Source organism: Paenibacillus sp. FSL W7-1279 (assembly GCF_037969845.1).
Taxonomy (GTDB): domain Bacteria; phylum Bacillota; class Bacilli; order Paenibacillales; family Paenibacillaceae; genus Paenibacillus_AQ.
The window spans coordinates 1792996-1806236 of sequence record NZ_CP150215.1; the positions used below are offsets into that span (position 1 = coordinate 1792996).

Below are 13241 nucleotides of genomic sequence, written 5' to 3' on the forward strand. Positions count from 1 at the left end.
ATGAAAGTCATGACAATCTTGGGTACGAGGCCCGAAATTATCCGATTAAGCTTGATCATTCCTCTATTAGACCAGTATGCAACGAGGCATGTGCTCGTGCATACAGGGCAAAATTTCACGAATACCTTAAGCGGGGTGTTCTTCTCGGAGATGGGACTCCGCAGTCCGGATTACGTCCTTCAGGACCGTCAGGCAACGCTCGGAGGCCAGCTGTCGGTCATGTTCAGCCGTATGGAAGAAATCTTGGAGCAGGAGAAGCCCGATACCCTTCTGCTGCTAGGCGATACAAACAGCGCGCTTTGCGCTGTGCTGGCTGAGCGTCTGGGGTATCCCGTGGTGCATATGGAAGCGGGGAACCGCTGCTTTGATCTTGATGTGCCTGAAGAGAAGAACCGCAAAGTCATTGATGCGGTATCCTCTATCAACATGCCTTATACGAACTATAGCAAGAATCATCTGCTTCGCGAGGGTGTGCCGAGTCAGCGTATCGTTCTGACAGGGAACCCGATCTATGAAGTCATGAAACATTATGAAACTCAGGTCAATCAAAGCCGGATCATGGAGCAGCTGTCCTTGTCGCCTCAGCAATATTTTCTGGTCACGATACACCGCTCCGAGAATGTGGATCGACCTGAGAATTTAAAGGAAATTTTAAATGGGTTAAACGCGGTTGCGGAAACGTTCGGACACCGGCTCATATGCAGCCTTCATCCCCGGACGGCTTCGCGCCTTGAAGGGGCGAAGGAGGTTAGTCTCCATCCGCTCATTGAATTCCACGAGCCGTTTGGCTTTTTTGATTTTGTGAGGCTCGAGAAGGATGCTCTGTGTGCCATCACCGACAGCGGCACGGTACAAGAGGAATGCTGCATCATGCACGTACCCACAGTAACGGTTCGGCGGACGACGGAGCGACCGGAAACTGTGGATTGCGGAAGTAACATCGTATCCGGCTTGAGTGCCGACCGGATCCATGGAGCGGTCAAATTGATGACTCAATTGAGTCGCGACTGGAAGTGCCCGGACGGATACTTGGCGGACAATGTGTCGCGTACCGTCGTAAAATATGTGCTTGGAGGGAAAGTGAATGTTCACTAATCAACGGATTTTGGTGACTGGCGGCACAGGCTCTTGGGGACATGAACTGATCAGCCAGCTACTGCCGCTAAATCCTAAGCAGGTCATCGTCTATTCCAGAAGCGAGGCTACGCAAGTGGCCATGGACCGTGAGTTTGAAGATCCGAGACTCACTTTCCGAATTGGGGACATCCGCGACAAGGAAGCTCTTACGGCAGCCTGCCAGGATGTCGATTACGTCTTTCATCTTGCGGCGCTGAAACATGTGCCTGTATGTGAGGAGCATCCCTATGAAGCTCTGAAAACCAATGTAGTAGGCACGCAGCATGTCATTGAAGCAGCCATTGAAAACCAAGTGAAAAAAGTGATATATATTTCAACGGATAAAGCTGCAAATCCATCCAACTTTTACGGCATGACCAAGGCGATTGGCGAAAAGCTGATTGTGTATGCTAATCTGTTGAGTAATCACACCAAATTCGTTTGCGTGCGGGGCGGCAATGTTCTCGGAACGAACGGGAGCGTCGTTCATGTATTCAAGAATCAGATTCGGCAAAAGGGACAGATCAGCATCACCGATCACAACATGACCCGTTTCTTCCTGACCTTGAAGGACGCAATCTCCTTGCTGTTCAAAGCGTCGATTGAAAGCATAGGCGGCGAAATCTTCGTTATGACGATGCCGACCTGCCGCATCGTGGATTTGGCGGAAGTGCTTATAGAGGCTTCCGGGCGAAACGACGTCACAGTGGTTGAAACCGGAATTCGACCGGGAGAGAAGATCCATGAAATACTCATGAGTGATTTTGAAAGCCAGACAACCGTTGTTTACGATGACGAATATTTGGTCATATTACCGACTTTAGATATTCCTGATCTGAAGGAACGGTATCAACACCTGCCCAAAGTGTCTTTCAACAGCTTCAGCTCGGAGCATCAATTGATGACGAAGGTCGAAATACGGGATATTCTGCGCCGCGGAGGATTCTTGCCATGAAGATGCTCATTCTCGGGGGAAATGGCATGGCGGGACATATGCTTGTACAGTACTTTCAGTTATCCGGCAAGCATCATGTCTTTTATACGACCCGGGACAGTAGCGATTCACAAGGCCTGGTGCTCGATGTAACCGATATGAGTGCTGTAGAGCATGTCGTTAAAGCGGTTGGGCCCGATATCATCATCAACGCCGTAGGCGTCTTGAATCAACGAGCTGAGGAAGACAAGATAAATGCGTATCATATCAACGGTTTTTTACCTCATCGGTTGCGATATTTAGCGAATAGCATTTCAGCCAGACTTATTCATATCAGCACGGATTGCGTGTTTCTGGGGACCAAGGGAGGCTATCGGGAAGATGATCTTCCCGATGGTGTGACTTCCTATGCGGTAACCAAAGCGCTGGGCGAGGTCAAAGACCCGGATCACTTGACGATTCGAACCTCGATCATCGGACCTGAAATTCGGCAGAGCGGAATCGGCCTGTTTAACTGGTTTATGAAGCAGCGAGGTGAGGTTTCCGGCTACCGGGCTGTGCTATGGAACGGTGTTACAACGCTGGAGCTTGCCAAAGCGATCGAATTCTTCATGAACAAGGACGTGGGGGGGCTCATCCATCTCGGACATCCGAATCCGGTAAGCAAATATGAGTTGCTGCTGTTGTTCAAGGACATATGGGGGAAACACGATGTGGTTGTGGTCCCGACCAACGAGTTTGTTCAGGATCGGACGCTGCGCAGCACGCGACTCGATGCAACCTATCCATTTCCGGATTATGCTCAAATGTTAAAGGAGATGTATGAATGGCAGCAGAAACATTAACAAACAAAAAACTGCTGATCACAGGAGCCACAGGTTTTACCGGCTTACATGCTTGTGCTTATTTCGTCCGGCAGGGCTGTACGGTCGTTGCTGCCGGTCGAAATAAGAAAACGCTGGATTCGATACAAGGCGTCATTTCCGCCGAGTGTCACCTGGAGGATCGTGAACAGGTGAATGACCTTATTCGAAATAACCTTCCCGATTATATTTTGCATTTAGCCGGAAAAAATTCAGCATCGGAGTCGTGGAAGCATCCTGCTTCATATATGGAGAGTAATGTTATGGGTACCATCTATCTGCTTGAGGCTGTTCGGCAGCACTGTCCGGAGAGTCGCATGGTGATGGTTGGGTCCAGACTAAGCGTAGATCCCGCAAAAGGCGCGGCCGCCGTTCCTCATCCATACAGCCTTAGCAAAACCTTTGCCAGTTGGTCCGCAGCGGCCTGGCACAGCATGTTTAACCAGCATATCGTCCTTGCTGAGCCGTCCAATCTGATTGGCCCTGGAGAATCGACAGGATTCTGCACGCTGCTTGCCCGGTATATTGCAGGCTGTGAAGCGGGTAGGGGCCTGCCGCTATTCCGTATCAGTTCCCGATTCGAATCCAGGGACTTTCTGGACGTTCGGGATGCGGTAGCTGCATACGGCGTACTTCTGAAGAGCGGGTCTTCCGGCATGACGTATCCCATCGATTCGGGGAAAGAGCATACGCTTGGAGAGCTGGCTGAGCGCTTACTGAAGGAGACCGGGACGGCGGTGCCCATCGATTGGGGACCTGAATCCGCCTCGCTTTCGTTGGATTCGTTAAATAGGGGGACCGGGGGCCAGCAAGGGGCCGGGCTCCTCAAAGCGCTGGGATGGAGCCCGCAATACGTCCTGGAGCAATCGCTTGCCGATATTATGGATGACGCCAGAATACAGGTGCAGTCCTCCACTTCATAAGTAAATTGAAATAAAACGCCGATGGATGCTCGTGATCTAATCGGTGTTTTTTTGTCCATAAAATTAGGCTTGATCATCAGTAATCTTCCATGTTAAAACCTTTCAGCATACCACTTCTGCCGCAAGGTCATCCTATACGATGTTAATACACTCATTATAGAGATGGAGGATGAATCATGATTAAATCCAAGGCCCTCAACCTGACCGTCTCCACGGCATTGCTGCTGAGTATGGCTGCAGTAGCAGGATGCGGTAACGCCAACGACGGCAACACGACACGTACGAACAATGTGGACAGTGGCCGTATCGGTGTGAATTCCGAACGGAACAACCAGAACGTCCGCAGCACGCAGCAGCATGACCTGACCAACCTGAAATACAGCAAAACGCTGTCGAAGAAAGTTTCGGATATCAGTGGTTTAGGTACAGCGCATGTATTCGTGACGAACCGCAATGCGTATGTATCGCTGTCCCGGGATGGCATGAACACGAATAACATCAACGGTCGTGTGACGGGTATGAGCACTGGAGCTAATCGTGCCACTGACCGTACGCTGACGGGCACGAACACCACGAATGTCAGAAACCGTACCTTCGGTACCTCAGGTACAGGCAGCGTCGGTCTCCTGCAAGGAATGGCAAACGACACAAGACGTGCTGTGGACAATACGACAGGTCTTGGAACAGGTTTAGGCCGTAATGCCGATAACCGCGGCTTCGGTGTAAATGGAACGACAACCAATGGCGGATTTGGCGGCAGCAATTATAATACGTTAAACGGAACACGCACGAATGGACTGATGGGTACTAACGGAACGAACGGTACGACAAATGACACTCATATGGGAACAGGCATCAATGGCGTTCCTTATGGCACTTACAACAACAATAATATGGGCATCATGAGCAACAATCGTGAAGAGGTTCCTCAACATGTACGTCAGGAGATTACGAGCAAAATTCGCAAGACCGCTCCGCATATCAGTCAAGTATATGTTTCCACGGATGAGGATTTTTATCAGCATGCCAATCGTTTTGGAACTGACGGTAATGCAGCGAACACGGTTGGAACGCTTACGCGCGATTTCGGCACATGGATTAACCGTGTGTTCCCACTGAACCTTGGCGGTCGTGACGGCATGAACGATACCCGCGGCAACCTGATGAAGAATGATACGGATGACGGTTGGTTTGGCGGTAATCGGAACAGCCGGTAAAACCTCTATACCAAAAGGAGCTGCTCTTTAGGAATGAAATCATCCCTAAAAAGGCAGCTCCTTTGCTATGTCTGCTATAAGTAATAATCAATCAGGATTAATGTTTGCGTTGTCCTTGAATCCAGACGCCTTGAAGCTCCAGATCACTTGAAAGCATCAGCACATCGGCAAGCTTGCCGGCTTCAAGAGAGCCTGTAAGATCTGCGATGCCGATCTTTGCGGCGGGATTAAGACTTCCAACGCGGGAAGCCTGCTCAATGCTTAACCCAACCTCTCGGACCAACAGCTGAAAGCCCTTGATCATCGTCAGTGTACTGCCAGCCAGGCTGTCTCGGTTGCTCTTGAGCGTGGCGATGCCGTTCTCGACAACAACCGGCAGGTCACCAATCGTATATTCGCCGTCAGCCATACCGGTAGCGGACATCGCGTCGGTAATCAGAATCAGATTTCCGTCTTGCTTCATGCGGGCCAGAATCCGAATGGCTGCGGGGTGGACATGGATACCGTCAGCGATAATCTCGCAGCTTAAGCGATCATCACTGAGCATCGCGCCCACCACGCCAGGCTTGCGGTGGTGCAGTCCTGTCATCGCATTGAATGTATGCACGCCATGGCTAAGACCTGCTTCAACGGCGGCTTCGACTTCCTCATAGGTGGCATCTGTATGCCCCAAGGCGGCTACGATCCCGTGGGTGTTCAGCCAAGAGATAGCCTCTAGTGCTCCCTCGCGCTCGGGTGCGAGCGTCACCTGGCGGATCAGGCCAGGGTAAGTGGATACCCACTCTTCCAGCCAATCGATATTAGCGTGGACGATATGCTCCGGATTTTGTGCGCCGGGCCATTTCGGACTGATAAAAGGGCCTTCGAGATGTACGCCCACCAGTCTTGTGTAAGGCATGCCTTGGCTCTGGTAGTCGTTAACTTCTTGCAGCACATGGTCGATGGCTGCCTTAGGGGCCGTCATCGTGGTAGCAAGCATGGCCGTTGTTCCCTGGGAGCTGTGGAACGACGTGATTTTATCCAGGACATCCTTGGAGGCATCCATGAAATCTTCACCGTTACCCCCATGTACGTGGATATCAATAAAACCGGGAATAATGTACCCATCCGGTTGATGGATCACTTCCGCTGCGGCCTGCTTCAGATCGGCAGGGAGTCCGGAAGCATCACCGGCGTAGGAGATGCTCTCACCTTGAATCGCCAGCACGCCGTCTTCGCGGATTCCGTTTGGCGTCAGGACTTGACCATACAGCAATTGGACAGATTCTTTTCGTTCGCCGCTCATACCAGCAGTCTCCCCGCACCTTGATCCAAAAGGACAACCACGTTCGGATGACATTGAAGCAGCGATGCCGGACATTGTGTGGTAATCGGTCCTTTCAATGCACGGTGAACAATTTCCGCTTTATCCTCACCACGGACGAGGAGAAGGATTTGCCGGGCTTTCAAGATCGTGGCAACGCCCATCGTAATCGCATGGGTTGGCACATCATCCAGGGTAGGGAAGAATCTTGCATTGGCGTTGCGTGTTTTCTCTTGCAGCTCAACCACATGCGTACCCCCACTCAAGGCTTCGCCAGGTTCGTTAAAACCGATGTGTCCGTTATGTCCAAGGCCGAGAAGCTGGAGATCAACCGGGCCGAATTCTTCCAACATTTTATCGTAATTCAGGCATTCTGCTTCCGCATCGGCAGCATTTCCGTTCGGCACATGGGTCCGTTCGATCTGGATGTCCACATGATTAAAGAACTTCTCATTCATGAAAGTGCGGTAGCTCTCGGGATGGTTCTCGGGAAGGCCTACATATTCGTCCAGATTATATGTTGTGGTCTGGGCGAAGCTGACCAGGCCCTGACGGTTCATTTCAATCAGTTTGGCATAGAGCCCGACCGGTGTGCTTCCTGTAGCCAGTCCCAGCTTAGCGCGCGGATTGGTGTGAAGCAGGCTGGAGATCAGGTTGGCACCTGTTTGCACAAATTGCTCTTCATCGCGGAATGTGTAAATATTCATTGGTTATTATCCTCCTCGGCTTTTGCGATAGTTTTGAACATTAAGATATGATTGCTCCAGACGGGGAACATACGTAGAGAAGTCCCGACTGGCCATACCCATGAACAGGATGTCGATAATGTGAAGCTGAGCGATACGCGAAGCCATGTCTCCCCGCCGCATTCCTTCCTCTAATGAAGATGAATACAGTGTGATGTCTGCCAGAGCGGAGATGGCGCTGCTTCGGTACGAGGTGATGCTGATCGTGAAGGCGCCGGCGTCTTTGGCACAAGTCAACGCATCGATGGTCTCCGGTGTTTCGCCGGAGTATGAAACAGCAACGGCAACATCGCTTGAAGCCAGGGTAGAGGCTGATGTGATCTGCATATGCGAATCTGCGAAAGCCGTGCAGTTTTTGCCGATCCGGATCAGCTTCTGGTAGAAGTCCTGTGCCACAATGGAAGAGGTAGCCACTCCGTACAGATCAATGCGCTTCGCGCGGCATAGGGCATCCACGGCACGCTCCAGCTGACCCAGATCGAGCAGCTCTGTCGTATCCCGTATCGAAGTCAGATGATTGGATTCAATCGCCTCGACGATGCCGGCAAGCGCGTTGCCGGCAACGATATCCTGATAGCGCGTATTTCCCGTGCGTGAGGCCATTTCGGCATGAGCGATCTCGGCGGCGAGCTTGAGCTTAAAATCAGGATACCCCTTACACTGAAAGTTCTTACAAAAACGGGTTACGGTGGCAGCGCTGACCTCACACAGCTCTGCAAGATCTTTAATGCCCATATGCACAATCTCGGATGGAGCTGTCAAAATAAACTCTGCGAGCCGTCGTTCCTGACGGGGCAGACTTTCCTTTTCGACAGAAATAATATGCAAGATTGGTGTCATCACAAGCCTCCTTCAAGGTTCCCGGTGAGCTTATTGCTTGGGCATAACAAATGGGATTCCATTTCTGAAAATAATTTTTATAAATATGAAAAAATAAAGAAAATTATTTTTACACCATCATCATAGACCAACCCTCGAGAGGAAGCAAGGACAAAAATCGCCAATACGGGCCAATCGCCCAAATTGTTCGCCTCTTTCGCACCTTCCCCCCTCATCTTACATAAGATGAGTTGACTGTATCCCTTACCCTTGTTAGACCACACATACCCGGGCAAGGAGGGGTGACACCATTGAAGGGGACCGACCATAACAGCAAGTTCTTGTTAACCCACCGTGAACGCGAAGTGTTTGAATTGCTAGTGCAGGACAAAACGACTCGCGATATCGCCGGGCAGTTGTTTATTAGCGAAAAGACGGTGCGTAACCACATCTCCAATGTCATGCAGAAATTAAACGTCAAGGGCCGTTCGCAAGCTGTCGTTGAGTTGATAAAACTCGGTGAGTTGAAGATCTGACACCATGCCGGTTGCATGAACGAAAGCACAGCGAAAGCCTTCCTTCCCGTAGCAACGGGAGTGAGAAGGCTTTTTTGTGTTTTCATTGCGGAAGTCCGGTTATATTCTGTGATTGGAAATGGGCAGAAACTGCCATGACAAATACAAGATATGTTAAAATGTTCGCAAATGTATTAATGTAGCGACGTCGTTTATACGTGATCATGGAGTGTAAATCTGCTAATCGTTTTTTAGCTATTTTGTACAAATAGCCTGCACATGTCGGAGGTGAAATAAACATGGGATGGATGATCGGGATGATGACCGGAGCCGTTCTAGTCCTTCTTGCAGTTGTATGGATCAGACGCAAGAAAAGAAGCGGAAGGGAGCGTAATGTTATCCATCTGAACACAACAACGCGAACCCGGAGCGGTCAGCACGGACAAGCATGCAGTAAATGCCGGCGCAAGCGACAATTAATCTTTTACGCGGATGACGCCGGCGCCGTAAGAGGGCTGTGCACCGATTGCAAAAGAGAGCTTGAGCGGCATCAGGAATTATATCCGGTATAGTATGTTTGGCTGTATATGAGAGGAAGTGCAAGGGGAAACTAACCTTTCGCATTTCCTCTTTTTTTGAGTAATAAAGTACATATGCCTTGGACCTTTGCGGAACGGCGAGGACTCCCTAACTTCAACAAGATTGTGTATAGTGAATTACAGTTCCAAATCGAAAGGGAGTGCAGAACTTGAACAGGTTTGGCAGGCTGAATACACTGCGGAATCAAATCTTCCTTGGATTTATGCTGGTGATGGTTATCGTATTGGCATTGGTCGGGGTGTTTGTATATGATCAGGTTTCGGCTTTGCTGCGCAACAGTGCGGAGAAGCATATTCAGCAGACGGCCGTTCAGGCCACGGGGAAGCTGGATGCGCTGCTCAAGCAGGTGGATACGCTGACGGCACAAGTCTCGACGAACGCGACGGTTCAGCGCTTTCTGGCGCAGGAGACCGCGGGTAAGCCGATAACATTCGGTGAACGGCAGTCCCTTCAACAGGAGGTTCGTAAATATGAAGCCTACGCTACGGGCATCCGGTCGCTGGAATTATATACGAAGGATTATCGGCGGCTGTTTCCACTGGATGAAGGAAGTCTGACCAGCCGGGTTAGGGGCGATTGGATTGCTGCGGCAGACCAGGGCATGGGGAAGCTGGTATGGTTCGGTCAGGATCCCCGGGACCCGGATGTGGTGGTAGCGGTACGGAGAATTCGGCTGATTGACCATTCCTTTGCCCACGGCGGATACTTGCTCGTGAAGCTGGAGAAGGACTATTTTGCGCTGGCGGACTCTGCAGGCGGCATGGGCACCGATTCGCGTGAAACGATGGGATTGTTTGATCAGGCGGGGAATGAAATCTCGTCCGATTTTGCCACCGTGGTGGATGCGAAGGAGGTTTTGCACCGCGAAGGGGAGACGGTTACGGTTGGCCATGAGGACTACATTGCCGTACAGAAACAGTCTGAGGCCACGGGCTGGAACCTGGTCATCCTGACGCCTGTCGATTATACGACGGAGGGGATATCGGTGCTGCGGACCGCGATCATCGTATCCGGGGGCGTGGGTGCGCTGCTGTTTCTGTTCTTAAGCTTTATACTGACCACGATGATCATCCGGCCGATTTTGAATCTGATCAAAGCCATGCGCGGCGTGAGATTGGGAACGCTGAAGCCCATTGCCGTCACCTCGAAGACGATGGAGATCAACGAGCTTAACAATTCGTACAACCAGATGGTGGATTCGCTGAATGAATTAATCGAGGTTGTGTATCAGAAGGAGATCATTCAGAGCCGGACGGAACTTAAAGCGCTGCAGGCGCAGATCAATCCGCACTTTCTTTTTAACACATTGGAAGCGTTTTACTGGGCGCTGGATGATCAAGGGGAAGAAGAGCTGGCCCAAATCGTGGTCGCGATGTCCGGCTTATTCCGTTACGTCATTAACCGCAAAGACGAGGATGAGTGGGTATCGGTCCGGGACGAGCTGGATCATGCCGAGCGTTATTTGATGATTATGAAAATGCGGATGCTGGACCGGTTATCCTGGAAAATCGAGGCGGATGAAGCCAGCAAAAACGTGCCGATTCCGAAGCTGCTGATTCAGCCGATCGTGGAAAATGCGATCCTCCACGGAGTTGAGCAGCGATTGGGTCCGGGCACCGTTATTGTACGGGCGAAGGTCTCGGATCACCCGGGATATACGGTCATTTCGGTTAGCGATGACGGCCCGGGAATGGACGAGGAGACGGTTGCCTCTCTGTATTCCTCCATGGAAAAGGGATACGCGGAATCTTCTAAAAAAAGCGGTGTTGGCATTGCCAATGTAGAGCAGCGAATCCGGTTGTATTACGCTTCCGGGCAAGCCGGCCTGCGTATTCACAGCGTGGTGGGTCAGGGAACGACGATTTCATTTCAAATTCCGAATGATTTTCAGGCTAATGGTGGGGAGGGGGAACAGCATGAAAACGATACTAATCGTGGATGATGAGCCGAGAACGAGGGAAGGGGTAAGGAAGACGCTGGAGGCATGGTCGTCGGGTCGCTGCAGAATCGTGACGGTTTCAAGCGGCGTAGAGGCGCTGGAGTGGCTGCAGGAGCAGGTGGCTCATCTGGTGGTGACGGACATCCGCATGCCGGAAATCGGGGGACTTGAGCTCATTGAGAGATTGCATGAACTAGAGCATCCGCCGGTCATTATCGTCATATCCGGTTATTCGGAATTCGATTATGCCCGTAGAGCGCTGCAATACGGCGTCGTGGATTATCTCCTAAAGCCGCTGGATAAGCGGAAGCTGGTAACTGCGGTCGAATCGGCCCTGGAACGCCGGGAAAAAATAGACCGGATTGAGCGGATGGAGAAACTGGTGGATCCCAAGCTCCTGGAGGCGGCGCAGCAGGATAAGGGCTACAGCATTCAGGTCCTGGAAGCGCTGAAGTACGTGGATCAGCACCTTCAGGAATCGGTATCGCTTAAGGAAGTGGCAGAAGTGCTTCATCTGAATTCCAGTTATTTCAGCGTGTTATTCAAAGAGCAGACCGGACTCACCTTCAGCGAATATTTAACGCGTCGCAGGGTACAGCGGGCCAAGGAGCTGTTGGCGGGCACATCGCTGCCTGTCGCGGAAATTGCGGAGAAGGTGGGATACCAAACGGCGAAATATTTCGTGAAAGTGTTCCGTGACCTTGAGGAGGTAAGCCCGAGTCAATACCGCCATAGCGTATCCGATAGCGGAGAGGAAATCTAATAAAAGTGGAATTAGTCCCAATCATTATGACCTTATACAATCATCCCCTCACTGATAAAATTTGATTAAAGCGGTTTCAATACGCGAACAGCATACTAGAAAAGGGGTTGTAAACGTGTTCAACAAAAAATGGACGGTTCTGCTTCTAACATTGTGTCTCGCACTGGTTGCGGCTGGTTGTGGATCGAGCAACAGCAGCACGGGGGATTCAGGCGACAGCGGCAGCGAGGGCGATAAAGTTACGGTGAACTTCATGCACTTATGGCCGGCAGGCGTTTCTGCGGGACAGAACAAAATCGTGAATCAGATCATCGAAGAATATCAAAAAGAGAATCCGAACGTGACGATCAAACAGGAAGTTCTGGATAATGAGCAATATAAAAATAAATTGAAAGTGCTTTCCGCCTCGAACGAGCTTCCGGACGTAGGGGTAACCTGGGCAGCGGGATTCCTGAAGCCTTATGTCGAAGGCAAGCTTTTTGCACCAGTAGATGATTTGCTGGACGGTCAGCTTAATGGCAAGTTCGTAGCCGGCACGACCGAGGCTTATGCCATTGACGGCAAAACGTATGCGCTTCCACTCGAGTTCAATATCGCTCCGGTATACTACAACAAAGCGATATTCGAGCAGCATAATCTGGCGATTCCGCAAACCTACGAAGAATTCAAAAATGTCGTGAAAACGCTGTCCGATAACGGGATTGCTCCGATCGCACTGGGCAACAAGGATCGCTGGACCGGTTCGCTCTGGTACATGTACCTGGCAGACCGAATCGGCGGACAAGAAACGCTTGCCAGCGCAATCAGCGGTTCGGGTTCTTTCAAGGACGAATCGCTTGTAAAGGCAGCCGCCGAGGTTCAATCGCTGGTGGATGGCAACGCGTTTGTCAAAGGGTTCAACGGCTTATCCAACGAGGAAGCGAAATCCGAATTCCTGAACGGCAAAGCGGCCATGTACATGATGGGGACCTGGGAACTGCCTAACTTTACGACCAATGAAGAGATTCCGCAAGAATTCCGCGACAGCGTCGGTTTCTTCAAATTCCCGACGGTTGAAGGCGGCAAAGGCGATATTAACAGCTGGGTAGGCGGACCGGGTGTCGGCCTGTTCATCGGCGAGAACTCCAAAGTGAAAGAGGAGTCCAAGAAGTTTGTTGAGTATTTCGTCACCAAGTGGGGCGAGCAGTCCGTCACAGGTGCCGGCGTCATCCCTGCAACGAAGGTGGATACCTCGACGCTTGAGCTTCCGCAGCTGTACATCGATCTCTTTGATGAAATGAACCAAGCAAGCAGCATCACCCTGTTCGCGGATGTTCAGATGGAGGCGAATGCCGCCGAGACACATCTGAACATGATTCAGGCGCTCTTCGGCAAAGCCGTGACGCCGGAGAAATTCTCCGAAGAGCATGAAGCGGCGATCTCCAAAGGGAACTAAGACTCTTTAGGACAACAAAGAAACGGGATCCTGATTTATCCGGCAGCGATGCCGGATAAATCTTTCCT

General features: G+C 51.1%; 13 protein-coding genes. 10 read left to right on the forward strand and 3 right to left on the reverse strand.

Features of this window, described 5'->3' with window-relative positions:
- From wecB to MKY82_RS07615, 5 genes are all read left to right on the forward strand, one after another.
- A complete protein-coding gene (wecB, locus tag MKY82_RS07595; RefSeq protein WP_339295843.1) occupies nucleotides 1–1095 on the forward strand; it encodes a UDP-N-acetylglucosamine 2-epimerase (non-hydrolyzing) in 1095 nt (364 codons plus the stop codon).
- A complete protein-coding gene (locus MKY82_RS07600; protein ID WP_071223473.1) occupies nucleotides 1085–2071 on the forward strand; it encodes a polysaccharide biosynthesis protein in 987 nt (328 codons plus the stop codon). The genes wecB and MKY82_RS07600 overlap by 11 nt, the downstream gene beginning before the upstream one ends.
- Complete coding sequence (locus MKY82_RS07605) at nucleotides 2068–2895, forward strand: SDR family oxidoreductase (protein WP_339295844.1); 828 nt, start codon at nucleotides 2068–2070, stop codon at nucleotides 2893–2895. Before MKY82_RS07600 ends, MKY82_RS07605 begins: the two co-directional genes overlap by 4 nt.
- A complete protein-coding gene (locus tag MKY82_RS07610) occupies nucleotides 2877–3836 on the forward strand; it encodes an NAD-dependent epimerase/dehydratase family protein (protein WP_339295845.1) in 960 nt (319 codons plus the stop codon). Before MKY82_RS07605 ends, MKY82_RS07610 begins: the two co-directional genes overlap by 19 nt.
- 176 nt (nucleotides 3837–4012) lie before the next feature.
- Nucleotides 4013–5053, forward strand: coding sequence for a YhcN/YlaJ family sporulation lipoprotein (locus MKY82_RS07615; protein WP_339295846.1), 1041 nt, complete (start codon nucleotides 4013–4015; stop codon nucleotides 5051–5053).
- Between the two features lie 97 nt (nucleotides 5054–5150).
- On the opposite strand, the gene nagA is transcribed toward MKY82_RS07615, so the two are convergent.
- The 3 genes from nagA to MKY82_RS07630 are packed head-to-tail and all read right to left on the reverse strand — an operon-like array spanning nucleotide 5151 to nucleotide 7942.
- Nucleotides 5151–6338, reverse strand: a complete 1188-nt coding sequence (gene nagA, locus MKY82_RS07620) for an N-acetylglucosamine-6-phosphate deacetylase (RefSeq protein WP_339222451.1) — start codon at nucleotides 6336–6338, stop codon at nucleotides 5151–5153.
- Nucleotides 6335–7063: a glucosamine-6-phosphate deaminase gene (nagB, locus tag MKY82_RS07625; RefSeq protein ID WP_339222453.1), complete on the reverse strand. Its 729-nt coding sequence runs from the start codon at nucleotides 7061–7063 to the stop codon at nucleotides 6335–6337. Before nagB ends, nagA begins: the two co-directional genes overlap by 4 nt.
- A 6-nt stretch (nucleotides 7064–7069) precedes the next feature.
- Complete coding sequence (locus tag MKY82_RS07630; protein WP_220686184.1) at nucleotides 7070–7942, reverse strand: MurR/RpiR family transcriptional regulator; 873 nt, start codon at nucleotides 7940–7942, stop codon at nucleotides 7070–7072.
- Between the two features lie 290 nt (nucleotides 7943–8232).
- Here MKY82_RS07630 and MKY82_RS07635 point away from each other — a divergent pair, with 290 nt between their 5' ends.
- The 5 genes from MKY82_RS07635 (at nucleotide 8233) to MKY82_RS07655 (ending at nucleotide 13173) form a co-directional block, all read left to right on the forward strand.
- Nucleotides 8233–8457 carry a LuxR C-terminal-related transcriptional regulator gene (locus tag MKY82_RS07635; protein WP_006208732.1) on the forward strand — a complete coding sequence of 75 codons (225 nt, stop codon included), beginning with the start codon at nucleotides 8233–8235 and terminating at the stop codon, nucleotides 8455–8457.
- A gap of 278 nt (nucleotides 8458–8735) precedes the next feature.
- Nucleotides 8736–9008 carry a hypothetical protein gene (locus MKY82_RS07640; protein ID WP_339222456.1) on the forward strand — a complete coding sequence of 91 codons (273 nt, stop codon included), beginning with the start codon at nucleotides 8736–8738 and terminating at the stop codon, nucleotides 9006–9008.
- Between the two features lie 176 nt (nucleotides 9009–9184).
- A complete protein-coding gene (locus MKY82_RS07645; RefSeq protein WP_339295847.1) occupies nucleotides 9185–10978 on the forward strand; it encodes a sensor histidine kinase in 1794 nt (597 codons plus the stop codon).
- Entirely contained in the window at nucleotides 10953–11738 is a 786-nt protein-coding gene (locus MKY82_RS07650; protein ID WP_339295848.1) for a response regulator, read from the forward strand. The genes MKY82_RS07645 and MKY82_RS07650 overlap by 26 nt, the downstream gene beginning before the upstream one ends.
- Before the next feature lie 115 nt (nucleotides 11739–11853).
- Nucleotides 11854–13173, forward strand: coding sequence for an extracellular solute-binding protein (locus MKY82_RS07655; protein ID WP_339295849.1), 1320 nt, complete (start codon nucleotides 11854–11856; stop codon nucleotides 13171–13173).
- Nucleotides 13174–13241: the final 68 nt, after the last annotated feature.